The following is a 26370-nucleotide window of genomic DNA, read 5'->3' on the forward strand; positions in this document are numbered from 1 at the left end:
CGGCTGTCCGCCGGCAGGCTCCCTCAGGGCTTTTTCGGCCGGTAGGCCTTGAGCGTGCCGGTCACGGTGACGTCCACCGTGACCACCACGACGGCCGATTCCATCTTGCCGTTGTCCTGCCGCTTCATCAGCTTGCGGGTGGTGGTCGAGGTCGAGCTGCCCTTCCAGCGGATCGTGCTGGAGCGCACCGCTTCCTTGTTGCCCTTGTAGTTCTGCTCCAGCACCGTGATGGCGCCGGTGCCCGGGTTCTTGGAAAGCACCGAGGTGTGGTGCGGGTGGCCGACCGTCACCGAGGGGGCGTCGACCCAGCCCGAGTCGTCGGAGAAGGTGACGTCGGTCGTGGTGGTCGTCGTCATCTCGTAGTCGCGGTACTGGAGGATGTCGCCGGGCAGCGCATCCTTGAGCGCGACCTCGTCGCCCCAGATGTAGTCGTCGTCGGCGCCCATCGGGCCGAAATCCGACGAGGTGCCGGCGCCGGCCTGGCCCAGGGCCGAGTTGGCCAGGTCCCAGCATTCGCCCGCGCCGATCTGCTTGCCGACCTGTGCGCTGGCCCACTGAAGGACCTTGGCGTTGAGTGTTGCCATCGCATGTCTCCGGCTGGAAGGTCAAGGGGGCGGCCGCCGTCCACCGGGCGGCCGCGGCGCAAGGCGCCTCAGACCTTCTTGTTGGCGGCGATGTCCCAGCCGGTTTCCTTGGTGCCATCGCCGGAACCGTCGGCCTTCTGCGGCGTGTACTCGTACTTGAACTTCGAGAAGTTCAGCGTGACGGTTTCGGTCAGGCGGTCTTCGCCGCCGCTGCCGCCGGTGTGGATGTTGCTGACGAGGATGTCTTCCATCGTGAGCTTGACGTACTCGAGCGGCGTGGCCCCGGCCTTGCGGACCACCAGCGTGCCCTTCTTGATGTGCTGGCCGTTGCAGCAATCGAGCAGCAGCAGGTGCGAGGAGGCGTCCACGTACTTGGTGACCGAGAGGTCCTGCACGCTCACCTTGCCCGCGCCCGAGCCGCCGCCGACGTGGCCGGTGCCGGACTGGCTGGCGCCCCAGCTCCAGGACAGGACGTCGATTTCCTTCTTGTGCGAATCGTCCTTGGATTCACCGTCGACGCCCTCGAGCTTCAAAAACATGTCTGCAGCCATGATGCTTACCTTTCAGTTGTGTGCGAGTCAGAGATAAAAAGGGCTTCCGTGCGGTGCCTGATCGGCGGTGGTGCCCGGGAGCTATGGAGAGAACGAGCAATGGGCCCCGTTTTCAAAGGCCCCCCGACGGCATATGCCGCCCGTTACTTGCCGCCCTTGGCAGAGGGCAGCTTCGACACCAGCCGCAGCGACACCGTGAGGCCTTCGAGCTGGTAGTGCGGACGCAGGAAGAACTTGGAGGTGTAGTAGCCGGGGTTGCCCTCGACCTCTTCCACCACCACCTCGGCCGCGGCCAGGGGCTTCCTGGCCTTGGTCTCTTCGGAGGAGTTGACGGGGTCGCCGTCCACGTAGTTCATGATCCATTTGTTGAGCCAGCGCTGCATGTCGTCGCGCTCCTTGAAGCTGCCGACCTTGTCGCGCACGATGCACTTCAGGTAGTGCGCAAAGCGGTTGCAGGCAAAGAGATAGGGCAGGCGGGCCGCCAGGTTGGCGTTGGCCGTGGCGTCCGGGTCGTCATACTCGGCCGGCTTGTGCAGCGACTGCGCACCGATGAAGGCCGCGAAGTCGGAGTTCTTGCGGTGGATCAGCGAGAGCAGGCCGGCCTTCGACAGTTCCGCCTCGCGCCGGTCGCTGATGGCGATCTCGGTCGGGCACTTCTGGTCGACCCCGCCGTCATCGCTCGGGAAGGTGTGCAGCGGCAGGTTCTCCACCGCGCCGCCCGACTCGATGCCGCGGATGCGCGAACCCCAGCCGTAGAGCTTGTAGGAACGGTTGATGTTGGTGGCCATCGCATAGGCTGCGTTGGCCCAGGCGTACTTGCTGTGGTCGGCGCCGGCGGTGTCTTCCTCGAAGTCGAATTCCTCCACCGGATTGGTGTTGGCGCCGTAGGGCGTGCGCGCCAGGAAGCGCGGCATGCACAGGCCGAGGTACTTGGCGTCGTCGGAGTCGCGCAGCGACCGCCAGCCGGCGTATTCGGGCGTGAGAAAGATCTTGGTCAGGTCGCGCGGGTTGGCGAGCTCCTGCCACGATTCCATCTGCATCAGGTTGGGGCTCGCGCCGGTGATGAAGGGCGCATGCGCCGAGGCGGCGATCTTGGCCATCTCGCCGAGCAGTTCCACATCGGGCGGGCTCTGGTCGAAGTGGTAGTCGCCCACCAGCGCGCCGAAGGGCTCGCCGCCGAACTGGCCGTATTCCTGTTCGTAGATCTTCTTGAACATCGGGCTCTGGTCCCAGGCCGCGCCCTTGAACTTCTTCAGGCTCTTGGCGAGATCCGTCTTCGAGATGTCCATCACCCGGATCTTCAGGTGCTCGTCGGTCTCGGTGTTGTTCACCATGTAGTGCAGGCCGCGCCACGCACTCTCGAGCTTCTGGTAGTCGGGGTGGTGGATGATCTTGTTGACCTGGTCGGTCAGCTTGGCGTCGATCGCGGCGATCATCGACTGGATCGACTTGGTCACGTCCTTGCCGATGACGGTGCTGTTGCTCAGCGCCTGCTGCGCGAGCGTGAGCACCGCGGCTTCGACGGCGCTCTTGGCTTCGTCGCTGCGCGGCTTGAATTCCTTTTGCAGGAGCGACGAAAAATCGCTGCCCGCATAGGCGACATCCTTGAGTGCGCTCTGCTCGAGTGCTTCGGCCATGGTGGTTCTCCTCGGGGTCCGGTGTGTCGGGTGTTGGGGATCAGGCGGCCGGCTTGGCCGCTTCGTCGTCGGGCTTGGCGGTGGCCGCCAGCGACTGCAGCAGGGCCGGGTCTTCGAGCACCTTGGCCAGCAGTTCCTCGGCGCCGTTCTTGCCGTCCATGTAGGTCACGAGGTTCGACAGCTGGGTGCGCGCCTCGAGCAGCTTGTCGAGCGCACCGACCTTCCTGGCCACGGCGGCGGGCGAGAAATCTTCCATGTTCTCGAAGGTGAGCTCGACCTTGAGCTCGCCTTCGCCGGTCAGCGAGTTCTCCACCGCGAAGGCGGCGCGCGGCTTCATGGCCTTCATGCGCGAGTCGAAGTTGTCGACGTCGAATTCGAGGAACTTGCGGTCGGCCACGGGCGCGAGCGGATCGGCCGGCTTGCCCGACAGGTCGGCCAGCACGCCCATCACGAAGGGCAGCTGGATCTTCTTCTCGGCGCCGTAGAGTTCCACGTCGTATTCGATCTGCACGCGTGGCGCCCGGTTGCGGGCGATGAATTTCTGACTGCTCTTGGCCATGGCGATGCTCCTTGCGGGGGTAGATGGGGCGGTTCGATCAACAGGAAAAAAAGGGGAAGGACGGCTACTCGGACGGGCGCTTGCCGGTCACGGTCTCGATCGTGTCCAGCGCGCCGGGCGCGAGGTTGGCCATGATTTCGAGGAAGCTCACGCCGATGAGCTTCTTGGCGCGCTCGATCAGGAGCGGCGCGGGGTTGCCGGGCTCGGTCTGTTCGAGAAAGCGGATCACGCGGTCCAGCATCTGCAGTGCGTCCTGCCGGCTCTGGATCTCGCCGCGCGCGGCAGCGGGCCGCGGCGCGCCGCCGGCCTGCGGGGCATCGCCTTGCGTTTCTTCGGTGGCGCCGGCTTCTTCGGGCGCACCGATGGCGGCGCTGCAGGCTTTCTGCAGCATGCGGCCGATGGTGCGCACCGGGGAGAGATCGATCGCGTCGGAGCGGCCGGTGCGCTCCACCAGCAGGGCCTGCAGCTTCTCGACCAGGCCGGGCACGCCGATGGCGGCCTGGATCAGCTCGGGCCGCTCGGCATGGAGCGCTTCGAGGCCGCCCTGGATCTGTGCCGGCGAATAGGTGGCTTCGCCGCCCACTGCATTCAATGCATTGTTGGCCACCGCGATGTCACGCACGCGGATGGCGCCCACGCCGGGCGCCACGCCCACCTGCGCGTCGTACAGGTCGCGCAGGACCATCGTCTCGTCGCCGAGCGGCGCGAGCGCATTCAGGCGCATGGTGGGATCGTTGTCGTCCTCGGCATCGAGCTTTGGATGTATGCCGTCCCAGAACTTGTCGAGCAGGCGGGTGAGCAGTTCGAGCCCGGCAACGAAACCGGCAAGTCCCTGCAGCCGCGTGGAAGCACGCAGCAGCAGCACGGCGGCGCGCACGTCCTTGCTGCGGCGCAGGATCGCGTCGGACTGCTCGGCCACCTCGCGCCACTCCGGCTCCACCGCAGGGATGACGGTGTCGCCGAACTGCTGCTCGGGCTTGCCTTGCGCTGCGGTGGTGAGCGCGGTAAAGGCCGCGTCGTACTCCAGATCGTCGCCGCATGGCGAGGCCTCGCCGATGGGCGTGAGCAGGGCTTCGACAAGTTCGTTGGTCAGCATGTTGCCTGTTCGAGTTGGCTGGTGATAATCAAAGATGCGTCCGAACCGGTCAATGCAACGAAGGGAATAGCATGCGCACGCTGGGTACACACCATTCGTCCTATGGACGCTCCTTTGCTGCGGTTTCGCGGCGTCTTGCACTGGCCTGCGGGCTTGCATTGACCGGCGCTCTGATCGCGGGCTGCGCAAGCAAGCCCGTGGTCACGCCGGTGTCGATCACGCTCTCGGCCGGTGCCGATGCCAACCCCGATGCGCGCGGCCGCGCATCACCGCTCACGGTGCGCATCTATGCGCTGAAGTCGCCCGGCCCCTTCGAAGGGGCCGACTTCTTCTCGCTGTTCGAAAAGGACCAGGCCACGCTCGGCGCCGAGCTGGTGCAGCGCGAAGAGATGCTGCTGCGCCCGGGCGAAAGCAGGAAGCTCGACCTCACCCTGCCGGCCGATGCCAAGGCCATCGGCGTGATGGCCGCGTTCCGCGACCTCGACCGTGCGCGCTGGCGCGAAGTGCGCGCGGTGGAGCCCGGCAAGCCGCAGACACTCACCGTGACCTTCGGCGCCCGGCAGATCCGCATCGACAGCAAATAAGCCCCGCGCGCGGGCCGTTCATGCCCTCGCCGCGCTGGCGTTCGGCGGGCGGCCGGGCCGCGCGAGTGGCTGGTCGGCGGGCAGGAAGCGCTCGAACAGGTCGTGCACGAACGCACCGCCGGCCGCGCCCGATGTGGCGGCCGTCACGTAGAGGCCGCGCCACCGCGGGCCGCGCGAGCCGCGGCCATGGCTTTCGAACAGGGCATCGGCCACCTCGCGCAATGCGGGCTGCAGCGCACGCAGCGCCTCGATGAATTCATGGATCGCGAGCCGGCCCGATGCGCCCGGCTGTTCGCGCAGCAGCGCCATCCGCAGCGCATGCAGCTGCCGCGCCATCGGGTCGAACAATGCATCGAGCCGTTCGGCCGCGGTCTCGCCATGGGCGGCCGGTTCGGCCAGGCGATGGCCGATGGCCTGCGCCAGCACCTCGGGCGGCAGCGCGCCGCGCAGCGTGGCATAGCCGGCCAGCTGCTCCAGGCCGGTCACGACCAGGTAGACCGGCAGCTGCAGGCGCAGGGTGTCCGCGGCTTCGTCGAGCAGCCGGCGCATCCTGGCGGCCAGCGGCTTCACGCCTGGGTTGGCCGGGTGCAGCAGTTCGCTCGCTGCCACGCAGGCCACCACGCCGTTGATCGGCACGCGGTCGCGCCGTTCGGCCAGTGCGAGGAGCGCCTGGAGCCACAGCGCGCGCGCGTGCGGCGCCGCGGCCAGGTCGCTGACGGCGCTCGGGTGGAGCTCGATGGCCGTCATCGAGCCGGTGAGCCACCAGCGCCAGTAGGGTTCGCCGAAAGGCTCGCTGCCTGCGGGTGGCAGGTGCTCGGCATGGGCCGCCGCCAGCAGCCCCGGCAGATTGGCCGCCGCATCGCCGAGAAAGAGAAACCAGGGCACCGGCGCGGCTTGCTGCCGCGGTGGCTGGCGCAGGAGTTGGCGTGCGTGCGACATGGCTTCCCTCATGGCTTCGATCGCGGCTTCGTCGGCTGCGGCCGCCGGCGGGCCGAGCGCGGCAATGCGCCGGCGCAGCGCGCGGCGGCGCGCACTGCGGCCCGCGTCGCGGACCGCGGCGTACAGCAGTGCAAAACCGGCCAGGCACAGCGCGAGCAGGAGCCAGAAGAAATGGGCGGACGACAGCGCGGCAGGCATGGCGGAGGGCGGGCTGCGGTTCTCAACGCGCAGTGGTTTCGAGGAACTCGAAATCGGCAAGCAGCCGCTCGCTGCCCTTGTTGGCCGCGAGCGCTTCGCGCAGCCGCAGCAGGTAGGCCGAAGCGAGTTCGAACGGCGGCCGGTCGGCGGCGCCGCCGAACGGCGTGGGGGACGAGAGCACCGTGACCAGCACGGTGCCGAAGGGCGGGGCCACAAGCCAGCTCGCCGGGATGTCGCGGCCCAGCTCCAGCTTCTCGCCGGCGCGCAGCCGCACCGGCGCCTGGCCGGTGTTCAGGTGCATGACCGAACCGTCGGCGGTGTAGTAGTCCACCCACAGGTAGCTGTCGTGCCTGGGCGCGGCCACCTGCATGCGCACGTCGTCTCCTTCGCGCAGCCGGCCGTTGCGGGCCGTCACGGCCGTCACGCCCAGTCCGTGGGCCTTCTCGCGGTTGCGCAGCTGGTAAGGCTTCAGGATGGCGAACACCTCGCAGTGGGGCCATACGCGCAGCTTGACATCGAACGTGGGCGCGCCGACGTCGAGCAGGCCGGCCACCTCGCGCTCCACCCGCTCGACGTCGGCTGGCAGCGAGACGAAGCCGCTCACATGCAGCTTGCCGCCCTTGTCGGCGGAAGCCGAGAGATCGGCACATGCATAGCTCTGAAGATGCTGCTCGATGCGCTGCGCCGGTTCCGGTGCCCCCGCGTACGGCCCCGCCAACCACTGCCACCACAGGAGATAGAGCAGCGGCAGCAGCAGCGCGAGCGCGCCGACCGCGCGCAGCAGCGTGCGGTCGCGGCGCTGCAGGTCGTGCGGGCCCGGCGGATCCGCCACGCCATAGGGCTGCGGCGTGATGCGGTCCTGCACCAGGCTGCCGAGCGCCAGGGGCCTGAGCCGCAGCTGGCGGCCGTGCAGTTCCTTCAGCTTGCCGAGCTCGCCCCGGTCGTCGCTCTCGAAGTAGTACTGGCCCTTGAAGCCGTGCACCAGCGCATGCCAGTAGACCTCGCGCAGTTCATCGTCCTCGGCGCCCAGCGCCGAGAGGTGGTGGAAGAACTCGCTGTGCGCATTGTTCGAGTTGAACAGCTGCACCTGCAGCGGCGCCGCGCCCGCGGCCGCTCCAGGGTGGCGCGCCAGGATCTCGTCGATCCAGGCGACCATCGCAAAGACCGCCGATTCGACCTGCGCGGCAGGCTGGCCCGATGCGCTGGCGCGCGCCGCGTCGAGCAGCCGGCGCGCCTGTTGCTGCGCGGCATCGTGCGAGGGCGGCGCGGCGCGGCCGGCGGCAATCGATGCGTCGAGGGCGAGGCCGAAGGAGACGAATGCGGAAAAACAGTCGAGCAGCCGGACCATGGATGACCGCGCCCGCTCACCGCGCCTGCATTGCGGAGGATGCCTTGCACCGGCGTCTGCTGCGATGGCACATCCCCATGTCCCCGGTTCCTTCGAGTAAGGATTCCATCTTCCGAACGCGGGGCGGCGGGCGCCATATCGCTTGGGGACTATGCCGTTCGTCGGGCAAACCGGCTTGCTGTGCGGGGCAATCGCCGGTATCTTCGGCATCCGCTGAGTTCAATGATGCACGCGGGGACACTGGGACATGCCATGAAAATTCTGATCGCCGACGACCACCGGCTCGTCATCGAGGCGGTCAAGGCCAAGTTGTCGGAGCTCGAGCCCGGCATCGAGTTCGTCCTGGCGATGAGCGTCGACGAATTGCTTGCCGGCGCCACCGACGAGCTCGACCTGGCCCTGATCGACCTCAACATGCCCGGCGCCGACGGCCAGGCGCACATCGACGAAATCCGCCGCCGCCATCCGGCCGTGCCGGTCATCGTGCTCTCGGGCTACGAAGACCCGGCCATCATGCGCAGCGCGCTGGAGCGCGGCGTGCTCGGCTTCATTCCCAAGGCCTACTCGCCCGAGGTCATGCTGTCGGCCGTGCGGCTGGTGCTGGCCGGCGGCGTGTACGTGCCGCCCATGATGCTCACGGCGCTGCCGCCCGGCATCGTGGCCGGCGTGGCGCCCACGCAGAACGGCGATGCCCGCTCCGCAGGCGCTTCGTCCCAGACGCTCGAGCACCTGCGCAGCGTGCTCACCGAGCGCCAGGTCGAGGTGCTGCAGCTGCTCTCGCAGGGCAAGCCCAACAAGCTCATCGGCCGCAGCCTGGGCATCAGCGAAGGCACGGTCAAGATCCACCTGGCGGCCATCTTCCGCGCGCTCAACGTGCGCAACCGCACCGAGGCGGTGGTGGCCGCGCAGGCGCTGACCGAGGCGCAGCAGGTCTGAGCCGCGCACCCGGGCGATGCGCCAGGCCGCGGCCTAGGCTGCGGCGCGCAGCTGGGCACCGGCCGGTTCTTCCTCCCGCGCATCGGCTCGGCCTGCCGCCGCCGCGTTCTTTCTCTCCTCGATCGCCGCGGCAAGAAACTCCGCGTCGCGCGCCACGCCCGAGAAGCGGCCCGATCCCCAGGTGTGCAGCCACGGCAGCCCCAGGAAGTAGAGCCCCGGCACGCCCGTCACGCCGCGCTGGTGCACCGGCGCGCCGCGGCCGTTGAACACCGGCGCATCCACCCATTCGAAGTCGGGCGAGAAACCGATGCACCAGAGCACGCTCGCAATGCCTGCCCCGGCAAGGTTCAGGCGCGTGCGCTCCTCGGGCGGCTCCCACACCGGCGTGTAGACCGAGGGCGGCGGCGCCTCGATGCCCCGGGAGGCAATGAACTTGTCGATCGAGGCGTTGATGCGGTTGTAGGTGGCGTCGGCGCTGTCCAGGTGTTCGCGCAGGTTGGGCTGGAACTCCAGCGTGCCGTCGCCGCCCAGGCCGGTGAGCAGTCCGTACAGCTCCATGCCTTCGAGCGCGAAGCGCCGCAGGTCGATGTCGCGGCCGCCGTCGCGTCCGGTCACGTAGTGGTTGGTGTTGTCGCGCACGCCCTCGCGCAGCGGGTGCTCGGTCACGGGCATGTCGTAGTACTTCATGTCGGCGAGCCAGTCGACCACTTCACGGCCACGGTAGAAGCGCGCGCAGCGCGGCGCATCGCCGGTGGCAAGGTACACCTTGCGCCCGGCCAGGTGCAGGTCCTCGGCGATCTGCGAACCCGACTGGCCGCAGCCCACCACCAGCACCGCGCCTTCGGGCAGCTGCGCCGGATTGCGGTACTGCGCCGAGTGGTACTGCACCACGTGGGGCGGCAGCTTCTCGGCCAGGCGCGGCACGATCGGGCGGTGGTAGCCGCCGGAGGCCACCACCACCTGGTCGGCGGTGTAGCTGCCGGTGTCGGTCTGCACGTCGAAGCGTTCGCGCCCGCCTGCGCCCGGCACGCGCGTCACGCGCTCGACCGTGACGCCCTCGATGGCCGGCGCCTTCACATGCGCGACGAAGCCGGCCAGCCATTCGTTGATCTGGTCCTTCACCATGAAGCCGTGCGGATCGTCGCCGCTGTAGGCCCAGCCGGGCAGTTGGCACTGCCAGTTGGGCGTGACCAGGCAGAACGAATCCCAGCGCTGCGTGCGCCAGCTGTGCACGAGGCTGCGCTTCTCGATCACGAGGTGGTCGATGCCGCGCTGCTGCAGGCCGTGGCTCAGCGACAGGCCGGCCTGGCCGCCGCCGACGACGATGACGCTGTAGTGGCTGCGTCCGCCAAAAGGATAGGACATGGGGTCTTCTTTCTTTCTCTCTGGATGCAGGGGCGTCAATCGAAGGCGACGACGGTGACTTGGGCATCGGCGGTGCCGGTGAAGCGGATGGCGATGCGCTCGATCTCGGCGAGCTGGTCCATGGCCTGCGAGCACGCGAAGCCGTACTTGGCGCGCACGCGTTCGGAGGCGATGCCCAATGCCTCGCGCGAGCGCTGCAGGAAGTCTTCGAGTGCATAGCGCTCGCCGGGCGCGAAGAAATCCTGCACCACGGACGAGGGCGAATAGCAGCGCGTTTCGCTGGCGTCGGGCCAGCGCACCTGGAAGTGCATCACGGGCATGCGAGCGCCTCCTGTGGTGGCTGGATGAAGGCATCGCGGCCGAAGTCCCATAGCAGGGCCTCGTTGCCGCCTGCCTGCAGCCGCACCTGCCGCGCTGCATCGACCTCTCCGACCACCGCGCAGGCGATGTCGCGCGCGGCGAAGCGGCCGAGCACCGGCGCGACCTGCGAAGGCGGCACGCTGAGCACGAATCCGTAGCTCGGAAAAGAAGAAAGCCAGCGCAGCAGCGGCACGCCGCCGGGCCTGGGCAGTGCATCGAGGTCGATGCGCGCGCCGACGCCGGAGCATTCGAGCAGCATCATCGCGGTGCCCACCGCGCCGGCCATGCTGATGTCCTTGGCGGCGCGGCAGAGGCCGTCTTCCGCGATGGAGGGCAGCAGTTCGAGGTCGGCGCGCAGCCGCGCGGCCGGCGCCGTGGTCGATGCGTTCCAGTAGGGAAAGGGCTCCTCGTAGGCGCCGCGCAGGTCGGCCGCCATCACCAGCAGGTCGCCGGGCTTGGCGTCGAAGCTCGTCAGCAGGCGCCGCGCATGGCCGAGGATCGCGACCGCCAGCTGCGGCCGTTCGCTGCGGTTGTTGCTGTGGCCGCCCACCACCGGCACGCCGTAGCGCACCGAGGCCTCGGCCATGCCGCGCAGCACCTCGTCGGCCGGGTTCATGCCGGTACTCCACAGTGCATCGACGACGGCCGTGGGGCGGCCGCCCATCGCATAGATGTCGCTCACGTTGACCATCACGCCGCAGTAGCCCGCAAACCACGGCATGCGCACGATGAAGTCTTCCACCATGCCTTCGATCGCGAACAGCAGGTAGCCGCCATGGCCGTCGGGAATGGCGGCGCAGTCGTCGCCGATGGGCACGGCCTGCGCGAGCGCGGCATGGCCGCCGGGCAGCGACCGGCCGAGGGCCGACACCACGTCGCTGATGTCGCGCTTGTGGGCGAAGCCGCGCGTGGCGCGCAGGGCTTCGGCAATGTCGCGGACGCTCGTCATGACAGCACCTTCGCGCGCGTGACGAAGCCGCTCAGCGGGTCGTGGCAAGGCGGATAGAAGGCGAGGCCCGCCTGCATGCGCGCATGCGGACGGCCGTGGACGGCGCTCTCCTCGAGCAGCTGCCAGCCCAGCTTCTGGAACAGCGGCACGTTCTGCATCTGCACCTGCGCGAAGAACTCATCGCAGCCTTGCGCGTTGGCGCGCGACACCGCGAGCCGTATCAGCGTGGCGCCCAGATGGCCCTGGCTGCGGAACGCGGGATGCACGGCCAGCCGCGAGCCCCACCATTCGCCCGCTGCCTCGCCGCGGTGGATGCGCACGGTGCCCACCACCTGCTCGGGCATGCCGCCGTTGCACGACATGGCGACCAGCAGCTGCGCATGGCCGTCGATCGCGTCGCGGTCATCGCGCGCGAAGATGCCCTGCTCGATGCAGAACACCGCGCGGCGCAGCGCCATGGCCTCTTCGCGCTCCCACTGCTGCGCCGCTTCGCGCACCAGGTATTCGACCGGCGCGTAGTGCGGGTCGAGCCCGCTGAGGTCGTCGATGCACAGCATGCTCAGCTTCCGCTTTCTTTTTCGTAGACCGACAGCGAGGAGCAGGCGCCGCACTTGCCGCAGCCGGCCTTGATGTCGGCCGAGCGCAGGCCGGCGGCCACCACGCGCTCGGCCAGCGGCGCCAGCAGCGACTTCATGAATTCCGGCGACGGCGCGGGATGGTCCTCGAGCGGCGTGCCGCTGATCGGCACGAAGGGCACGACGAAGGGGTACACGCCGCGCGCGAGCAACTGGTCGCAGGTGCCCAGGATGGCCTCGCGCGTGTCGCCGAGGCCGGCCAGGATGTAGGTGCTGACCTGGCCGCGCCCGAACACGCCCACCGCCGCCTCGAAGGCGCTCATGTAGCGCGAGACGGGGACGCTGGCCTTGCCCGGCATGATGCGTTCGCGCACCTCGGGCGTCACCACTTCGAGGTGCATGCCCAGCGTGTCGATGCCCGCGGCCTTCATGCGGTGGAACCACTGGTCGTCGTCGGGCGGCTCGCACTGGCCCTGGATCGGGATGTCCACCGCGGCCTTGATCGCGAAGGCGCTCTCGCAGAGGATGGCCGCGCCGCGGTCCGTGGCGTTGGGCGTGCCGGTGGTCATCACCATGTGCTTCACGCCGTCGAGCAGCACGGCCGCGCGCGCCACTTCGGCCAATTGTTCGGGCGTCTTGCGCGCGACGGTGCGGCCGGCCGCGAGCGACTGGCCGATTGCGCAGAACTTGCAGCTTTTCCTGCGGCTCTCGTAGCGGATGCAGCTTTGCAGCACCGTGGTGGCGAGCACGTCGCTGCCGTGCAGCGTGGCGATGTGCGAATAGGGCACGCCGTCGAAGGTCTGCATCGCATAGAAGCGCGGCTGCTTCGGAAAGCTGATGCTCGCGATGGGAATGCTGCCGCGCATCACGCGGCTCATGCCCGCCGCATCGGGCGCCTCGGCCGTGAACGGCGAATGCCAGGCGCTCGAGGTGTGGACCGGCACCATGATCGTGTGGCCGTCCACCGTCACGGCCTTGTGGTCCGAAGGGCCTGCGCCGCCGCGCCGGCTCGCCACGCCGGCCGAAGGATCAACCAGCCGCAACCCGAAGGACTGGAGCTCGGTCATCAGCTGCCGGCTGTCCGGCGGGGTCATTGTGGTGGTCATGGTCGGGGCTCCGTTGAACGAGGGGTTGCGTGAGATGCATCGGCACGGTGGTCTGCACCGGCCGGTCGTTGATGGCGAGCGACAGCAGCTCGGGCCGCGCGTAGTGGCCGACCGAATCCATCATTCGCTTGCGCTTGGCGATCAGCGCCATGTCGAGGTCCGCGACCACCATGCCTTCGCCTTCGGTGAGCGGCGGCGCAAGGTGCTTGCCCTCGGGCGAGACGATGGCGGTGTGGCAGCCGCCGCGCAGCGCCTTCTGCAGGTTGGTATCAGGCGTCACGCTGCGGATCTGCTCGTCGCTGAGCCAGCCGGTGGCGTTGACCACGAAGCAGCCCGACTCGAGCGCGTGGTGGCGGATGGTCACTTCCATCTGCTCCGCGAAGATCGGGCCCACCAGCGAGCCGGGGAACTGCGCGCAGTGAATCTCCTCGTGCTGCGCCATCAGGGCGTAGCGCGCGAGCGGGTTGTAGTGCTCCCAGCAGGCGAGCGCGCCGACGCGGCCGACGGCCGTGTCGACCACCTTGAGGCCGGCGCCGTCGCCCTGGCCCCAGACCATGCGCTCGTGGTACGTGGGCGTGATCTTGCGGCGCTTGAGCGCCAGCGTGCCGTCGGCATCGAACACCAGCTGCGTGTTGTAGAGGCTGCCGTGGTCGCGCTCGTTCACGCCAAGCACCACCACCATGCCGTGATGCCGCGCGCGCTCGGCCACGGCCTGGGTGACCGGACCCGGCACGACCACCGCGCGTTCCGCCAGCCGCAGATGCGGCGCGCCCTGCAGCACCGGCGGCAGCACGAAGCTGAAGTAGGGGTAGTAGGGCACGAAGGTCTCGGGAAAGACCGCCAGCTGCGCGCCCTTGGCGGCGGCCTCGTCGATGGCGCCGCACACCCGCTCGAGCGTGCCGTCGGGCCGGTCGAAGTCGGGCGCGATCTGGATCGCCGCGGCACGCACGATGCGGGGTGGGGAAGCCATCGCTCGGGTCCTGCCTTACAGGGTCCAGGTGTCGAGAATCACGGCGCCGGCCTTCTTGTGCAGCAGCACGAGGTCCAGCACGTCGAGCGGATTGATCGGCGTGATGCCCTCGATCAGCGCTCCCTCGCCGTGGCCGTACAGCGCCTGCAGCGCGAAGCGGCAGGCATACACCTTGCCGCCTTCTTCCATGAACTTGCTGATCTGCTTGTTGAAGTTCTGGTGGCCCGGAAAGGCCTCGTCGCCCAGCGTGGGAAAGCCGCGCTGCACGCCCAGCGTCACGCCGGGGCCGTACAACAGGACCGAGGTCTCGTAGCCCTTGCGCCTGAGGCGCGTGGCCTGCAGCAGGTTCACGAAGCCGATCGAGCCCTCGAAGGCCACGGTGTGGAAGGTGACGAGCGCCTTCTCGCCGGGCTCGGCCTTGACGTCTTCGAACACCTTCTCTTCGTAGTCGACGAGGAACTCGCCTTTCTCGTTGCGGGGGCGGGTGACTTTGGGCATGGGGTACTCCGGTTGAAAGGGGGATGAACGCAGGTCCTGCGCGCCTTTCTCTTCGCAGGCGATGTGCCAGCGCCCGGCGCGGCGCGTGCGATCAATGCGCGATCAATTCGCCCGGATGCGGCCTGGGCGCCCGAAAACTTTTTTAGAACGCACGAAAAGTCATCTCCAGAGGCGGCCGGCACGGCCTCGCCTGCACCGGAAAGACGCATCCGCCATGCGATCAATGCACCCGATCAACGGAGTTGATCGCACCTGATCGAGGCGTCCGGTAACTCTGGAGCGGGCGCGATTCCTGCGTGCCTGATCGGTTGCCCGATGCAATCAATGGATGCAATCAACTCCGCCGATGACCACGATCACCGCCCACTGGCGCAAGCAGCTGCGCAACACCGCCAAGCCGGCCTACCTGCTGCTGGCCGAATTGATTGCCGACGACATCAAGACCGGCCGCCTCGCAGTGCGCGACCGGCTGCCCACCTTGCGCGAGCTCGCGGCCGAGCTGGAGCTCAACTACACGACCGTGGCGCGCGGCTATGCCGAGGCGCGCAAGCGCGGCCTGATCGATTCGCGCGCCGGCACCGGCACCTTCATCCGCTCGGGCAGCCCGAGCCTGCGGCTGCGCGGTGGCAGCGGCGCCGAGATGACCATGAACATGCCGCCCGAGCCCGACGACCCGCACCTGATGGCGCGCCTGCACGACAGCGCGAGCCGCGCGCTCGCAGAGGCCAACCTGCACGACCTGCTGCGTTACCAGGACTTCGGCGGCACCGCGCACGACCGCGAGGCCGCGATGCACTGGCTGCGGCCCTTCGTGCCCGATGCGGGGATCGACCGCATCCTCGTGTGCCCGGGCATCCACGGCGTGCTCACGGCGCTGTTCTCGCAGCTCGCGCGGCCGGGCGAGCTGATCTGCGTGGAGTCGCTCACCTATCCGGGCGTGAAGGCCATCGCGGCGCAGCTGGGCGTGCAGCTGCATGCGCTGCAGCTCGATGACGACGGCCCCATTGCCGATGCCTTCGAGCACGCCTGCAGGACGCTCAAGCCGAAGGCGCTCTATTGCAACCCCACGCTGCTGAACCCGACCGCGGGCACCGTGTCGCGCGCGCGGCGCGAGGCGCTGGCCGACGTGGCGCTGCGCTACGCCGTGCCGATCATCGAGGACGACGCCTACGGCATGCTGCCGCGCCAGACGCCGGCCGCGCTCGCCACGCTGGCGCCCGGGCTCACCTACTACGTGAGCGGATTCTCCAAGTGCTTTGGTGCAGGCCTGCGCAGCGCCTATGTCTGCTCGCCCACCGTGGTCCAGTCGCAGCGCCTGGCCGGCGCGATGCGCGCGACCACCGTGATGGCTTCGCCCATCACCAACGCATTGACAACCCTGTGGGTCGAGGACGGCACCGCCGAGGCCATGCTACAGGCCGTGCGCGGCGAATCGATGGCGCGGCAGGCGCTGGCCGTGCGGCATCTCGGCGGCAGCGGACTGCAGGCGCATCCCGAGGGCTTCCATGCCTGGCTGCCGCTCTCGCCGGGCTGGAGCCCGGTGGAGTTTGCCTCCTACCTGCGCACGCAGAACGTCGGCGTGGTGGCGAGCGCGGCCTTTTCCACCGACGGCGATCCGCCCGAGGCGGTGCGCATCTGCCTGGGCGGCCCGATGTCGCGCGAGCAGTGCGACCAGGCGCTGCGGCTCATTGCCGACACGCTCGCGCATCCGCTGCATCCGCACGCCACGCTGCGCGGCGGCTGAGCGCGGCGGCCACGGCGGTGTTCAGGCGCAGTCGAGCTTCATCGCCTCGATGCGGCCGCCGAAGCCGAGCTTGCGCATCAGCCCGCCTTCGCGGCTGTTCGCCGGGAAGTCGACCGTGCGGTCCCTGAACATCGCATGCTCGTACACCTTCAGCGTGGCGCGCGGGCCCACGCTCACGCTGTCGATGTCGCGCTTGAGCTGGCGTGCGGTGCCGCGGTCCATGCTCTGGACCTCGGCCGGTCCCACCAGCGTCAGCATGTCGCCCTGGAAGTTGCGGCCGGTATAGAACTGGGCCCAGCAGCCCGAGGCCAGCGCAGGGTCCTCGATGCGCACGGGCACGAGCAGGATCGTGGGGTCGGGCCGGTTGTCCGCGGAGGCGGTGGGGCTGGCCGAGCGCGTGGGGCCGGGCATGTTGGAGCAGGCACCGAGCGCCATGGCGCCGGCAATCAGGAGAAGATGGCGGAAATTCTTCATGGGATGGGAATGGTTGCTTGTGTTGTGGTTGGGAAACGAGCCGTTCAGGCTAGCGGCCACGGTTGCCCGCCGCGTAGGAGTAAAGCCCAAGCTCCCGTCCCCGCGCCGCGACGCCGGCGTTTGCCGCGCGCAGCGCCGGGCGCGAAATCTCCGCGAATGGCTGCTGCCCGGATGCGCCCATTTCCTACGCCGGCCGGTGCTGCGGATGTCCAGTCTGGCGACTCGCAACCATCCAATTCTTTTTTTGTTCATCACCGAAGGAAGCCATGGCCACGAGCAGCATCCTGGGAGGCGAGCGCCCGCCGGAGGAACCGAAGGGAAAGGACGTCGACAGCCTGGGCCCCAGCGACACGAGCGACAGCGGAAGCGACGTGCGCACGTCGCGCGAACGCAGCGCCATTCCCGAAGACGCCGCGGAAGGCGCCATTCCCATTGCGCATGAAAGCAGCACCGATGCCGAGGGTACCGGTGAACGCGCATCGGCGGACGCGCCGCCGTCGGTGCCCGGTGCGGACATCCTGCCGGACCGCACCGAGGACGCGGGCTCGGCCGACGGCGACGACGAAGCGGAGGACGCCGGCAACAAGCCCGCTTGAGGCGAGTTCGGCGCAACGCCATGCACGGCCAATTTGACTGCGCGCTCCACGGGCTCCAGCAGCTTGCCTACGCACGGATCACGCGCGAATTCCACCAGGCCTGGCAGGCGAGGGCAGACTGTCCCGCAGCGTGCGAAGCCGCGATCGGCGAGTCGCATCGCCGGGTGCAGCGCTGCGAGCAGGTGCTCGCGCAGCTGCGCCTGCTGATCGACGATCCACACCAGATCGCGGAAATCAAGATTGCGCGCGCGCTGTACCTGCGGCTGCTGCTGGAAAGCGCGCCCGTGCGCCTGCAGTCATGGAGCGACAGCGAAAGCTTCGACGATATGCCCAGGTCCCACTTGTTCGAATGGATTGCCTACGACTTCGAACGGCTCGAGCTGGCCGAGCTCGAAGGCTCCATGACGGTCGAAGAAGCCGCTTCGTATGCGCGGGCCCTCGACGCGCGCGCCAGCAGCCTGCGCGAGGAGTGAGCGCAAGGGCGGGGCCGCCTGTCAGCCCCGGCCCAGCACGATCGCGCCGTCCTGGATGTAGCGGTCGAATTCGAGCTTGGGAATGGCCGCGGTCAGCGACTGGCCCTGGTCGGTCCAGGTGAGCACGACGCTGTCGTCGGCCATCACGATCTGGCAGTTCCCCTTCGGAATCTTCAGCTGCGGGCCGTCGCCGGCGCGGAATGCCACATCGCCTGCGATGCGGGCCTCGATCTGCGTGGTGGAAGTCATGGGGCTGTGGGTCCTTCGAAAAGCTGCAAGCCTCATTTCTCACGCGCTGCTGGCTTGCGCGTGTAGGCAAGTACAGCATTCCGGCGACGGCCGCAAGCCTGCGGGGATTCGCGGGCCGGGGCACGCCCCGAAGAACGCTTACAGCCGACGTCAGGCGAAGCCGACACCGGTCCTCGTTCACTCGAACACCATTTCTCCTGGGACCGGCGCAATGCGGCTGCCCTCCGGCATCGCCTTCGCTGGCAATTTCAACCCGCCTCCCTATCGATGAGGCAGACCAAGGAGTCATACATGGCCAACCACATGAACACCGCCGATACCGCCACCACCGAGGACGTGGTCGAGGTGCTGAACGATCTGCTCGAGAACTCGCGCGACGGCGAATACGGTTTCCGCGCCTGTGCCGAGGAGGTCGACTCGCCGCAGCTCAAGCAGGTCTTCCAGAGCCGCTCGGCCGAATGCGCCAAGGGCGCGGCAGAGCTGGTCCAGCTCATCCAGCGTTTCGGCGGCTCACCCGACAAGGGCGGCACGGTGACCGGCGCCATGCACCGCGGCTGGGTGCATGTGAAGGGTTCGGTGGGCGCCAACAGCGCGCTCTCCATGCTCGAGGAGTGCGAGCGCGGCGAAGACGCCGCGGTGGCGCGCTACCGCAAGGCGCTGAAGGCCGATCTGCCGGCCGACGTGCGCGCCGTGATCCAGCAGCAGGCCGAAGGCGCCAAGCGCAACCACGACCAGATCAAGCGGCTGCGCGACGAGATGCGCAGCAAGTAAGGGGCTGTGCCAGGGTGGGCCGGCCGGGGCAAAATGGACGTCGTCCTGCAACTCCGGCGGCCTTGTCCTTGACCCCCATTCACCACGACCTCACCCTGGGAAGCACTAATAGAGTTCGCAACAAGCAAGCTCCAGTTTCCCCTCGGAGAGCTATGCAATCTTCCTCCTTGCCCGTGTCCGGAATAGTTCAAAAAAATCGCCAAAATCGGAAACTGGCTCAAGCCGATCACGAAATAGAGTTCAGAAGACCCCCATACCTGCCTGTGCTACCACCAGGAGGATTGCTTTACAGCACGGTTGTTTTCGTAGGGCGCAGCATGGGCACGTCGTTCGAGAACGCGTGTGACACGGTTTACAGATCGGCCGCCTCGCCCAAGCACGCTAACGTCCTTGGACGTCGGTTGCAGGATGCCACAGACTGCATTGGGGATGGAACACTGTCCTATCAGGATGTGCTGATGAATCACTCTGTATGGGGCTTCTATTCCCGGTTGGTTCCGGCTTCAGTCGAGTTTGGATGGACGCAAAGGATGACGGGGGATTCGATGACCGGTGAGACCTCCGTCGTCTATCCGCGCCTCGTGTATCTCGGTCCCAGTAGATCATCGAGGATGAAGTACTGCCCGATGTGTGCAAGCCTAGATGCGAAGACTTCCGGCTTTCCGATATGGCGAGTCATCCATCAGTTGCCTTTCGTTGAGGTATGCGCCGCTCATCAAGTCACGCTCGTGCATTCTTGTTCGCACTGTGGTGAAGTTCTTGATCGAGGCACACATTTCAGGCTTCCAGGACAGGTGTGCCGCTCATGTGGTTCGCAACAAGCTCATCATGCGAATCGTCATTCAAGCGCATCGTCCCCTGCGGCATTGACCAAGCTGTGTGAAGAGATATTTTCAGGAAGTCAAGAGTACTTGCGCCCTGAGAATTGGCTCGCGCTTGTCAAAGATCTTCAAACGAAGCACTCCATCGAGAAGTTGGCGAACGACGTGCACCGCCAACTAGAAAATCTCTATGGTCGGGAGCCAAACGTTGCGCCTCATCTCGTTGATGCAATATCGAAGAGGTCCGTGGTGCACCAGCTCTCTTTGCTTTCTCTACCACGTCAGTTTCTCTCGCGAATTCTGGTAGGCGACCAACTCACGAGGATGGGGCTCATTGATCGATCGGAAGCATCGTTTCAGCAGCATCTGACAGATGCGGACGCGCTTGAGTTGAAGGCTGTAGAACAGGGCATCCCTGCTGGATTCGTGAAGCTGCTGCTGAACGGTGTAAGTCCTTTGCGACTCTGCAGAGACTATGGTGGGGCATATCAACAGCTAGTAGCATTTCAGGGTTCGATCCCGCCTGGCTTTGAAGTTAGTGAGAGGTTGCACAATTGGAGGGCGAGCCAGCGTGAAGCAAGAAAGCATGCACTGCGATTGTCCATGCAGCCGGGATATCGCGCAGTTCTTGATGAATTTGTGAGATTGAATCCTGGCTGCAACCTAAACGCATTCAGAGCGGCGCATCCGACTGAGCATAAATGGCTGTTCGTAAATGATCGCCCACATTTGCAAGCAATCCTGCCTGCCCGAATTCATACGCGGGGCAAGACGCTCGAAGAAAAGCGTGAGAAACACCGGGCGGTAATTCTTGACCTGTTGCGAGAGAATCCGCAGGTTTCTCGTACGCAGATTAGGCTGTTGGGCCATTCCAATTCATCGGATTTTCTGGAAAGAAACGATAAGGTTTGGTTCGACGCAATGATTCCATCCCGTCGCCGGGCGGTCAACAAAGCTGTGCCTTCGTGGTACACGGGTGCATCGCCATTTGTGTGGCCGGATACGCCCCTGAAGGGCCGATACGCTAGCACTGTCGATAGAAGGAACTGCTGCAAAACGTACATCTCGCAATTGATCGAACTTAATCCTCAACTGACAGCGAAAGAAGTTACGACAGCCGGACGCGTGGCGACTCTGTTTTTGAGACAAGACAGCCCTAAATGGCTTGTCAAAAAACTGGGGGAAGTGAAGGCACGATGACTGGTGGGGCAAGCCGAAACAGGGGCAGCCTGCGTTACTCAAGAGCTCAGTTGATAAACGGAAGCGTCCCTTGCCGCGGTCGAAAGGAAGCTAGGCGCGAGGTGATTGCCTCGTATTCCTGCGGCGCATGGCTCTTGAGAAGGCGGAGATCCGCGGAGGATAGAGAAGCGGCAGATGAGATAGAGGGATCCCGAAGGACTGAGCCGATAAGGCGTTGCAAAGCACCTTCTACGCGCTCTTTCTGAAGTCTTTGCCGCCAACGTGCACGCATCTCTGGATCAGCTTCCAGCCATCGCGCAATCTGATTTCGCGGTACTTGAAGAATGCGCATTGCCTCTTCATAGGAGGAGGCCGATTCGAGAACACTTGAAACCTTGAATGGAGTATTGGGGGTGGGCAGGGCCTCTTCAAAGAGTTCGATCTGTCCTGCACGAACGATCGGCAAGGCGGACGCCGCGTCGCAAAAAAATGCTCCGGCTTCGGCGGAGGTGCTCCAATCTAACGCGGACCAAAGAAGCACCCAACGAACAGCATTGCTGCGTTTCTGACGCCAAAGCATTGGCGCTATCCATTCTCCTTCGGAGAACCTCGCGAGACCCGCAGGGGCTTGCCGGAGAAATGTCGACAGAGGATTCGAGCGAAACCACGCGAGGACTCGGTCATGGTGTACGCGTCGTGTGCTGTGAATCACGCCCATCGCCTGGAGTCGATTCAGGGTCGCTTGACGAATGCTCGTAATCTGCACCGATTCAAGCTTGGATGCCGTTTCGCCAACGGTTGAAAGGATTGAGGCCATTGCGGCATTCCCTGAAGGCACGGTAGCAGATCGTTGCAACAGACATGATCGCGGCAATAGCCATCTCTTGTGCCGACCCTCAATGTATGCAAGTGAGAAATCATGCCGGCTGCATCGCCAGGTCGTCGGGAACTGATGCGCGACATGCCAGTACGAGCGGCCCAGTTTTCTGAGGTCTTCTTCTATACAGGCTCCGCACCACTTGAGTGGATGCGCCACAGGCAATGTTCTTGAGGAGCTTTGAATCAGCCTGCGCGCATGAGTTGTCTTCCCGGCAAGCCAGAGGTCGGAGATCAGTGGCAATCTGCTAGGGGAAACAAATGGGAAGTAGTAGGCTGCAATGCTGTGCCTGCGCGCCACTTTCGATGCCGTGTCTTTTTCTGCCAATCGACATTCCACAAGCCACTGAATGGAGGCAGGGAGATCGTGCTGAAGAGTTCCGTGCAAAGTCCCTATCAGCGAAAGAGAGCTCCTCTGTGAACTGGAAGATGCGCTCATCGAATGCGCTGTAGCACACAGACTGTAGAGCGTCTCGTCGTTCTCAATAGCCGGAAGATTCATCATGGATATCGATGAGCTGCGACTTGCTATTTCTCTTCTGCTTTCTGACCCCGTGACTTGGCTCCTTTGTCGCGGGAGAATTGATCTTCGATTTTTCGCGCTTCATTCAACATCTTCTGCGTCACGCCCAACATGCGCAGGTCATCTGGCGAACACTGCCTTAGGATTTCAAGGTCTGCAGTGAGCTTGTTCCCTACTCGAGTGACTTCAGCTTTGTAGTTCCGCAAAAGCCTCTTAATCGCAGCGATCCCGTGCGCATTTGGGATGAAGGTTTCCTGCTTCTGATCTTCTTTGGCTGTGGCCTTCCCACCCGCATTGTCATCCTCCGGCAGTGCAGGAATATCGATGTACTCAGATACGTCGCCGTCTTGGATGGCAAGGGCGAGCTTCTTGGCCCGGGTGAAGTTGGGGGAGCGGCTCCCAGCCTCGTAGTCTTCCCGGGTCAATATCGCCTTGGCCCCTTTGCGGCGAAGACAGTTCCGCTGACTGGCATCTTGGAGGAGGCCAACGAGCCCTGGTAGACCACTTGTGTGCCCGAACTCGATCTTGTCGTGCTCTTCCGGCAAGATATCGCAGTCATCGACGAGGGAGAACTGACGCATTCTGGGGGTGAGATCCTTCGCCCACCAGACTGTCTTGGGCGATGCCGCCGGAAGGTAATCATGTCGACCGCCTACCTCGAACCGGCGCTGCACCTGAGAGTAGGCGTCGAGATTGGCGAATGCCAACGGGTTTCCCAAGAGCAATATCGAGATTCCGAAGTTCATCAGCGAGAGATAGAAGAGAACAAACTGGATCTTCCATTGGCTATCTTCGAAGTTCGCTTCCTGGTTCTCGTCGATGACGAGCAGCAAGACCCGATGACTGATGAGCACCTTGCAGACCGCGACCAACAGTGAGTCGATGTTTACCGAGCGGGCGTTATCTGACGAGTAGTCAGTACCAATGAGCTGATCAACTTGATAGAGGATGCGCTTGAGCAGACCTCCCCGAGTGCCGTTCGAAGGGAAGTCGACATACAGATACATGATCTGTGTCAGCTTGATCCAGCCGCACACCTGTGACGGCCCGTACTCCACGACAGGATTCGGCACGCAGACTTCGAGAACGCGCTTGGCCGTGAAGGATTTCATCGTGCCAGTCATCCCTTGCCAAATGCCCCCGGCGCCGTCCAACGAGGAGTAGATGCGCATCTGGGGCATGGTCTCACTCACGAGGAGCTTGTTGACCCGAACTTGGTTCTCCACCTTGGTAGGGTTCAGCATCATGCACGAACGTCGAATGAGTTCCTGAAGGCCATCGGCCGGTTCGAACATAGTTCGCACCGGGGCAAAGTGAAGGCTTCGGAATTTCAATAGTGCGGTTCTTGCAGGCAGAGGAACCTGACGCCAATCGTGATGTTCCAGAGGGTAGTTTCGAAGGACTCGACCCCAAGCGTCGAACTCGACATGTGGATTCATCGCCTCGAAGAAGGGGTTGGGGCCGAAAGCCAGTTCAGGCCGGGCCCGAAGGTCGACAGTAGCATTCGTCATGCGGAAAACTCCTCCTGATTGAAGGCATCCATTGCTTCCGACGCCGCGTTTGAGTGTTCTGGCAGATCGGATTCGCCTTTGGTTGTGTCGTTTGTCTCCGCATCTGAAGGGGGCGATGAGCTTTGCTTGGACTGCTGATCTTGACGACGCAGAAACTCCATCTCTTCCTTCATGTTTCGCGTCAGATTGGCCGAGTAGGATTTTTTTGTGGGTGGGCGGGACAACGCTTTGATCTCAGCGTTCTGCTCCTCGCGAGCGTGATCGATGGTCGAAAGCCGATTGACGACGCGTTCCGCCGCGGCCTGCTCTTTTTCTCCGCGTTTGAGGTCATTCGAGAGCTCGTGCTTTTCCAAAAACTGAATCCAATCAATCAAAGGAATGTGCTTGAGTGAAGAGTCAGGAGATGCGTTCTTCAAGTGAAGCATTCCGGTTTGCGTAGGTAGCCATGCCTCCGTCATGTTTGTCTCTGCCATTCGCAGATTTGTAGGAATTGACTTGCCGCTCGACTTGACGGCCGATAGGAGGCCGCTCGCCAAGAGTTCAGGGCTGCTGAATCGCATCTTGGGGATCAGTCTCTTTCGGCCATTGACGAGTGCGACCAAATAGACCCCGTTCTTGCGTACGACGGCTTCGACTTCCGGAAACATGAAGGCTCGGAGCGATTCGATCGTGTACGGGACCTCGGCCGTTTGCCCATGTGCTCTCAGCCACTTGAATATGTTCAACCGAGTGGGGGTGATCTCCGGGTTCTTCAGCAGCATCTCGACAGGTGCCAGCTCGATCACTTCTTCGTTGTTGTAGTCGATGATCCAGAGAATCAGCTCGCGCAAATACTCTCGAAAATTGAAGAGGGCGTGTACTGCTGGATGATCCTTCCCACGTTCCCGTTGTTTGCCGAACGTCGTGCCGGATAGGCGATGGTCGAGTTGCAGTTGCACGGTGTGATGATCGGACTCGATATTCCCCTTGCGAGCGCCGCTGTATGTGGGGGTGTATTCGATATCAATGCCGAACTGAACCTCGGCTTCCGTCGGCTTTTCTGCTTTCAACTCTCCGTTGTCGACCAGATAGTTTCTGCAGAGGAGAGCTGGGATTTGGTCTTCCTCTATGGTGATTCCAACGCGTGCAGCAATCGGAACCTTAGAGCTTGCTCCGACAAGAATTGTCTCAAGGCCCGTCGCAGGGGATGGACTCTCCCATCCTAAAAACCACCCGAATATGACGGTGCTTCGATTCTCTTTGAGGACCGATCTCGTCATGGGTGGGAGTTTCTTCAGGCGTGATTCGATCGAAGAGAGATAGTTGTCGTTGGAGGTGCCATCAAAAACTCCAAGCTGACCAACAGACGATGTCATGTCCTGAACGGATCCACCACGAGCGACGTTCTGCTCCTCCCATTTCTTGTCGCCCATGTAAATCTGCGCGACTGACTTGTTCTTGTTGAGCTTCTTTCCCCAGCGCTCGAATTGTGCGTATGTAGGGCGTAGATGTATCGGGAAGAGCTTTGCGTATACGCTGCCATCCGGCCGTACCTCGTGAGTCGCCCAGTGAGAAGCCATCGTCACCAGGTAGGCGTCATGGGGAGGAATCTCGTGACAGACGAGGCGATACCCCCATGCGAGTTTCTGTTTGTCACTTTCTTCGTCTTCCTCGGCATCAGCTCCTTTGCATCGATCGAGCGGATACCCTTTCACGGGAGTAAGTCCCGCTTTGTATAGCCGCGAGTGCCGCCCCAGTGCATTGTTCTGCGGTTTCGATTTCCCAGGATTGCCGCATCTGGGGTAGCCGGGCATCAGCGCGTTTCGTCGGCTGCCACCCGCCCAAAATCGATGGAGTAGGGCGTACACCTGCGACGTGGCGCATCCCGTCTCCGCCGCTCTGATTCGAATTCTCTCCGGCAGCGACTCATCGCTGATCATCTCGGCGAAGGTTCGAATCCTTCCGTTTCCATCGATCCTGAGTAAGGGGGAGATGATGTCGTATCGCTTGTCGCGATGCTCTATGTACGCCTCGACTCGAGCTCGGTCCTTGGGGTTTTTCATCTGTGCCAGGAGGTCGGTATCAGACACGATCTCCTCCTTGACCCTGAGAACTATTGCGGTTCGATTAGATCCTTCAAAGAGGCTGCTCAAAAGCTTCAATGATTTCTTTTGAGGCTTCTTGACGTAGCTGCGCATCTTGTTCGAATGCTCTTTTTGGCGGCGATTGCGAGGGCATTCGATGTACCAGACGGTGTCTGTTGTCTTGTTAAAACCGAGGATTCGGCAAGGACCACCGAAGAAGCTTGATCCCTTAACGTCATCGACCAAAGCAAGCGGTGCAAACGGCAAGTCGTAGATATCGCTCATTGCCGCTCCTTGCACCAGCGTTCGAAGAGATTCGAACGTAGCTCGAGGCCACCACGAATGAGTGGCTGGTACAGCTCGAGTGGCACCGAGATGTCGTGATCGAGGTCTTGAAACCATATCGCGGCACGCAGTGCACGAAACACTTCTGCGGGGGGATATTTGTTGGCCTTTGCTACCTCTTCGCCAGCTTTTGATGCAGGCATCTGATACGCCCAGCGCAAGCAATGATCGACGGTGTGCCGATAGAGTGAGCTCGACCTGAGAGCCTCGATCTGCTGTTGCGTCAGCCGAGGATCAAGCGCCCCCAAATTTTTCTGCAGGTGGAGCCCGATAAGCTCCGGGTGCGTCAAAACATACTTGCATTGAACTGTCCTGCAATACGATCGCATCAACTCGAGCTTGGCGAGCAGTCGACTGGATGGGCGGGCGCTCTTGACCTGTTCTTCGGGCTTGCAATCGTGTCCGATCAGCTCGAACTCTCCACTCTCGTGCCTCCAAGTGGAGAGGATGTCGATGGTGTAGACATAGGGAACATCTGAGCCGACGTATT

At 64.4% G+C, this 26370-nt stretch carries 27 protein-coding genes; 7 read left to right on the forward strand and 20 right to left on the reverse strand.

Going from position 1 to position 26370, the window contains the following annotated elements:
* Positions 1-23: 23 nt before the first annotated feature.
* From EJO66_RS15010 to tssA, 5 genes are all read right to left on the reverse strand, one after another.
* The gene (locus EJO66_RS15010; RefSeq protein WP_124958615.1) at positions 24-584 is read right to left on the reverse strand and encodes a hypothetical protein; all 561 of its coding nucleotides are present in this window, start codon (positions 582-584) and stop codon (positions 24-26) included.
* A 68-nt stretch (positions 585-652) separates the two neighbouring features.
* A complete protein-coding gene (locus EJO66_RS15015; protein ID WP_124958616.1) occupies positions 653-1135 on the reverse strand; it encodes an Hcp family type VI secretion system effector in 483 nt (160 codons plus the stop codon).
* A gap of 143 nt (positions 1136-1278) precedes the next feature.
* On the reverse strand, positions 1279-2772 hold the full coding sequence (tssC, locus tag EJO66_RS15020) for a type VI secretion system contractile sheath large subunit (RefSeq protein WP_124958617.1): 1494 nt from the start codon (positions 2770-2772) through the stop codon (positions 1279-1281).
* 40 nt (positions 2773-2812) lie between these two features.
* On the reverse strand, positions 2813-3331 hold the full coding sequence (tssB, locus tag EJO66_RS15025; protein ID WP_012745713.1) for a type VI secretion system contractile sheath small subunit: 519 nt from the start codon (positions 3329-3331) through the stop codon (positions 2813-2815).
* Between the two features lie 64 nt (positions 3332-3395).
* The gene (gene tssA, locus EJO66_RS15030) at positions 3396-4427 is read right to left on the reverse strand and encodes a type VI secretion system protein TssA (RefSeq protein WP_124958618.1); all 1032 of its coding nucleotides are present in this window, start codon (positions 4425-4427) and stop codon (positions 3396-3398) included.
* 71 nt (positions 4428-4498) lie between these two features.
* Here tssA and tssJ point away from each other — a divergent pair, with 71 nt between their 5' ends.
* Positions 4499-5011 carry a type VI secretion system lipoprotein TssJ gene (gene tssJ / locus EJO66_RS15035; protein WP_124958619.1) on the forward strand — a complete coding sequence of 171 codons (513 nt, stop codon included), beginning with the start codon at positions 4499-4501 and terminating at the stop codon, positions 5009-5011.
* Positions 5012-5029: 18 nt separating this feature from the next.
* Here the strand turns inward: tssJ and EJO66_RS15040 are convergent, their stop codons facing one another.
* Positions 5030-6148, reverse strand: coding sequence for a type VI secretion system protein (locus tag EJO66_RS15040; RefSeq protein ID WP_124958620.1), 1119 nt, complete (start codon positions 6146-6148; stop codon positions 5030-5032).
* A 22-nt stretch (positions 6149-6170) separates the two neighbouring features.
* Positions 6171-7496 carry a DotU family type IV/VI secretion system protein gene (locus EJO66_RS15045; RefSeq protein ID WP_124958621.1) on the reverse strand — a complete coding sequence of 442 codons (1326 nt, stop codon included), beginning with the start codon at positions 7494-7496 and terminating at the stop codon, positions 6171-6173.
* Between the two features lie 252 nt (positions 7497-7748).
* Here EJO66_RS15045 and EJO66_RS15050 point away from each other — a divergent pair, with 252 nt between their 5' ends.
* Entirely contained in the window at positions 7749-8432 is a 684-nt protein-coding gene (locus EJO66_RS15050; RefSeq protein WP_124958622.1) for a response regulator, read from the forward strand.
* Between the two features lie 33 nt (positions 8433-8465).
* On the opposite strand, the gene EJO66_RS15055 is transcribed toward EJO66_RS15050, so the two are convergent.
* Genes EJO66_RS15055 through EJO66_RS15085 form a run of 7 tightly spaced genes read right to left on the reverse strand, consistent with a single transcriptional unit; the run spans position 8466 to position 14255 of the window.
* Complete coding sequence (locus EJO66_RS15055; protein WP_124958623.1) at positions 8466-9797, reverse strand: MSMEG_0569 family flavin-dependent oxidoreductase; 1332 nt, start codon at positions 9795-9797, stop codon at positions 8466-8468.
* 35 nt (positions 9798-9832) lie between these two features.
* Complete coding sequence (locus tag EJO66_RS15060) at positions 9833-10117, reverse strand: MSMEG_0570 family nitrogen starvation response protein (RefSeq protein WP_124958624.1); 285 nt, start codon at positions 10115-10117, stop codon at positions 9833-9835.
* Positions 10108-11106, reverse strand: a complete 999-nt coding sequence (locus tag EJO66_RS15065) for a sll0787 family AIR synthase-like protein (protein WP_124958625.1) — start codon at positions 11104-11106, stop codon at positions 10108-10110. The genes EJO66_RS15060 and EJO66_RS15065 overlap by 10 nt, the downstream gene beginning before the upstream one ends.
* Positions 11103-11663, reverse strand: a complete 561-nt coding sequence (locus tag EJO66_RS15070; protein WP_124958626.1) for an MSMEG_0567/Sll0786 family nitrogen starvation N-acetyltransferase — start codon at positions 11661-11663, stop codon at positions 11103-11105. The genes EJO66_RS15065 and EJO66_RS15070 overlap by 4 nt, the downstream gene beginning before the upstream one ends.
* A gap of 2 nt (positions 11664-11665) precedes the next feature.
* Positions 11666-12748 carry an MSMEG_0568 family radical SAM protein gene (locus tag EJO66_RS15075; RefSeq protein WP_125965530.1) on the reverse strand — a complete coding sequence of 361 codons (1083 nt, stop codon included), beginning with the start codon at positions 12746-12748 and terminating at the stop codon, positions 11666-11668.
* Positions 12711-13757 (reverse strand): Nit6803 family nitrilase, encoded by a 1047-nt coding sequence (locus EJO66_RS15080; protein WP_125965523.1) that lies wholly within the window; start codon positions 13755-13757, stop codon positions 12711-12713. Before EJO66_RS15080 ends, EJO66_RS15075 begins: the two co-directional genes overlap by 38 nt.
* Before the next feature lie 15 nt (positions 13758-13772).
* Positions 13773-14255, reverse strand: coding sequence for an MSMEG_0572/Sll0783 family nitrogen starvation response protein (locus EJO66_RS15085; protein WP_018904096.1), 483 nt, complete (start codon positions 14253-14255; stop codon positions 13773-13775).
* Positions 14256-14601: 346 nt separating this feature from the next.
* Here EJO66_RS15085 and EJO66_RS15090 point away from each other — a divergent pair, with 346 nt between their 5' ends.
* Entirely contained in the window at positions 14602-15999 is a 1398-nt protein-coding gene (locus tag EJO66_RS15090; protein WP_124958628.1) for an aminotransferase-like domain-containing protein, read from the forward strand.
* A gap of 21 nt (positions 16000-16020) precedes the next feature.
* On the opposite strand, the gene EJO66_RS15095 is transcribed toward EJO66_RS15090, so the two are convergent.
* The gene (locus EJO66_RS15095) at positions 16021-16473 is read right to left on the reverse strand and encodes a beta/gamma crystallin domain-containing protein (protein ID WP_124958629.1); all 453 of its coding nucleotides are present in this window, start codon (positions 16471-16473) and stop codon (positions 16021-16023) included.
* A gap of 266 nt (positions 16474-16739) precedes the next feature.
* On the opposite strand from EJO66_RS15095, the gene EJO66_RS15100 reads away from it, so the two are divergent.
* Positions 16740-17069: a hypothetical protein gene (locus EJO66_RS15100; RefSeq protein WP_124958630.1), complete on the forward strand. Its 330-nt coding sequence runs from the start codon at positions 16740-16742 to the stop codon at positions 17067-17069.
* 20 nt (positions 17070-17089) lie between these two features.
* Positions 17090-17542, forward strand: coding sequence for a hypothetical protein (locus tag EJO66_RS15105; protein WP_124958631.1), 453 nt, complete (start codon positions 17090-17092; stop codon positions 17540-17542).
* Between the two features lie 21 nt (positions 17543-17563).
* Here the strand turns inward: EJO66_RS15105 and EJO66_RS15110 are convergent, their stop codons facing one another.
* Positions 17564-17791: a hypothetical protein gene (locus EJO66_RS15110; RefSeq protein WP_124958632.1), complete on the reverse strand. Its 228-nt coding sequence runs from the start codon at positions 17789-17791 to the stop codon at positions 17564-17566.
* 291 nt (positions 17792-18082) lie between these two features.
* On the opposite strand from EJO66_RS15110, the gene EJO66_RS15115 reads away from it, so the two are divergent.
* Complete coding sequence (locus EJO66_RS15115) at positions 18083-18562, forward strand: ferritin-like domain-containing protein (RefSeq protein ID WP_124958633.1); 480 nt, start codon at positions 18083-18085, stop codon at positions 18560-18562.
* Positions 18563-18714: 152 nt separating this feature from the next.
* Positions 18715-20583, forward strand: a complete 1869-nt coding sequence (locus EJO66_RS15120) for a TniQ family protein (RefSeq protein WP_125965524.1) — start codon at positions 18715-18717, stop codon at positions 20581-20583.
* A 46-nt stretch (positions 20584-20629) separates the two neighbouring features.
* Here EJO66_RS15120 and EJO66_RS15125 read toward each other — a convergent pair whose 3' ends face one another.
* From EJO66_RS15125 to EJO66_RS32560, 4 genes are all read right to left on the reverse strand, one after another.
* The gene (locus EJO66_RS15125) at positions 20630-21943 is read right to left on the reverse strand and encodes a TniQ family protein (RefSeq protein ID WP_125965525.1); all 1314 of its coding nucleotides are present in this window, start codon (positions 21941-21943) and stop codon (positions 20630-20632) included.
* A 23-nt stretch (positions 21944-21966) separates the two neighbouring features.
* Positions 21967-23472 (reverse strand): TniB family NTP-binding protein, encoded by a 1506-nt coding sequence (locus EJO66_RS15130; protein WP_125965526.1) that lies wholly within the window; start codon positions 23470-23472, stop codon positions 21967-21969.
* Complete coding sequence (locus EJO66_RS15135) at positions 23469-25820, reverse strand: hypothetical protein (protein ID WP_125965527.1); 2352 nt, start codon at positions 25818-25820, stop codon at positions 23469-23471. Before EJO66_RS15135 ends, EJO66_RS15130 begins: the two co-directional genes overlap by 4 nt.
* Positions 25817-26370 (reverse strand): PDDEXK family nuclease (locus EJO66_RS32560; RefSeq protein WP_164547829.1); only part of this gene is annotated, 554 nt, incomplete at its 5' end. The genes EJO66_RS15135 and EJO66_RS32560, both read right to left, overlap by 4 nt.

Source organism: Variovorax beijingensis (assembly GCF_003951285.1).
Taxonomy (GTDB): domain Bacteria; phylum Pseudomonadota; class Gammaproteobacteria; order Burkholderiales; family Burkholderiaceae_C; genus Variovorax; species Variovorax beijingensis.

Bases quoted from the DNA above. Each gene is read 5' to 3' on its own strand.
- EJO66_RS15010 (WP_124958615.1), bottom strand. From the start codon at position 584: ATGGCAACACTCAACGCCAAGGTCCTTCAGTGGGCCAGCGCACAGGTC.
- EJO66_RS15015 (WP_124958616.1), bottom strand. From the start codon at position 1,135: ATGGCTGCAGACATGTTTTTGAAGCTCGAGGGCGTCGACGGTGAATCC.
- tssC (WP_124958617.1), bottom strand. From the start codon at position 2,772: ATGGCCGAAGCACTCGAGCAGAGCGCACTCAAGGATGTCGCCTATGCG.
- tssB (WP_012745713.1), bottom strand. From the start codon at position 3,331: ATGGCCAAGAGCAGTCAGAAATTCATCGCCCGCAACCGGGCGCCACGC.
- tssA (WP_124958618.1), bottom strand. From the start codon at position 4,427: ATGCTGACCAACGAACTTGTCGAAGCCCTGCTCACGCCCATCGGCGAG.
- tssJ (WP_124958619.1), top strand. From the start codon at position 4,499: ATGCGCACGCTGGGTACACACCATTCGTCCTATGGACGCTCCTTTGCT.
- EJO66_RS15040 (WP_124958620.1), bottom strand. From the start codon at position 6,148: ATGCCTGCCGCGCTGTCGTCCGCCCATTTCTTCTGGCTCCTGCTCGCG.
- EJO66_RS15045 (WP_124958621.1), bottom strand. From the start codon at position 7,496: ATGGTCCGGCTGCTCGACTGTTTTTCCGCATTCGTCTCCTTCGGCCTC.
- EJO66_RS15050 (WP_124958622.1), top strand. From the start codon at position 7,749: ATGAAAATTCTGATCGCCGACGACCACCGGCTCGTCATCGAGGCGGTC.
- EJO66_RS15055 (WP_124958623.1), bottom strand. From the start codon at position 9,797: ATGTCCTATCCTTTTGGCGGACGCAGCCACTACAGCGTCATCGTCGTC.
- EJO66_RS15060 (WP_124958624.1), bottom strand. From the start codon at position 10,117: ATGCCCGTGATGCACTTCCAGGTGCGCTGGCCCGACGCCAGCGAAACG.
- EJO66_RS15065 (WP_124958625.1), bottom strand. From the start codon at position 11,106: ATGACGAGCGTCCGCGACATTGCCGAAGCCCTGCGCGCCACGCGCGGC.
- EJO66_RS15070 (WP_124958626.1), bottom strand. From the start codon at position 11,663: ATGCTGTGCATCGACGACCTCAGCGGGCTCGACCCGCACTACGCGCCG.
- EJO66_RS15075 (WP_125965530.1), bottom strand. From the start codon at position 12,748: ATGACCGAGCTCCAGTCCTTCGGGTTGCGGCTGGTTGATCCTTCGGCC.
- EJO66_RS15080 (WP_125965523.1), bottom strand. From the start codon at position 13,757: ATGGCTTCCCCACCCCGCATCGTGCGTGCCGCGGCGATCCAGATCGCG.
- EJO66_RS15085 (WP_018904096.1), bottom strand. From the start codon at position 14,255: ATGCCCAAAGTCACCCGCCCCCGCAACGAGAAAGGCGAGTTCCTCGTC.
- EJO66_RS15090 (WP_124958628.1), top strand. From the start codon at position 14,602: ATGACCACGATCACCGCCCACTGGCGCAAGCAGCTGCGCAACACCGCC.
- EJO66_RS15095 (WP_124958629.1), bottom strand. From the start codon at position 16,473: ATGAAGAATTTCCGCCATCTTCTCCTGATTGCCGGCGCCATGGCGCTC.
- EJO66_RS15100 (WP_124958630.1), top strand. From the start codon at position 16,740: ATGGCCACGAGCAGCATCCTGGGAGGCGAGCGCCCGCCGGAGGAACCG.
- EJO66_RS15105 (WP_124958631.1), top strand. From the start codon at position 17,090: ATGCACGGCCAATTTGACTGCGCGCTCCACGGGCTCCAGCAGCTTGCC.
- EJO66_RS15110 (WP_124958632.1), bottom strand. From the start codon at position 17,791: ATGACTTCCACCACGCAGATCGAGGCCCGCATCGCAGGCGATGTGGCA.
- EJO66_RS15115 (WP_124958633.1), top strand. From the start codon at position 18,083: ATGGCCAACCACATGAACACCGCCGATACCGCCACCACCGAGGACGTG.
- EJO66_RS15120 (WP_125965524.1), top strand. From the start codon at position 18,715: ATGCAATCTTCCTCCTTGCCCGTGTCCGGAATAGTTCAAAAAAATCGC.
- EJO66_RS15125 (WP_125965525.1), bottom strand. From the start codon at position 21,943: ATGATGAATCTTCCGGCTATTGAGAACGACGAGACGCTCTACAGTCTG.
- EJO66_RS15130 (WP_125965526.1), bottom strand. From the start codon at position 23,472: ATGACGAATGCTACTGTCGACCTTCGGGCCCGGCCTGAACTGGCTTTC.
- EJO66_RS15135 (WP_125965527.1), bottom strand. From the start codon at position 25,820: ATGAGCGATATCTACGACTTGCCGTTTGCACCGCTTGCTTTGGTCGAT.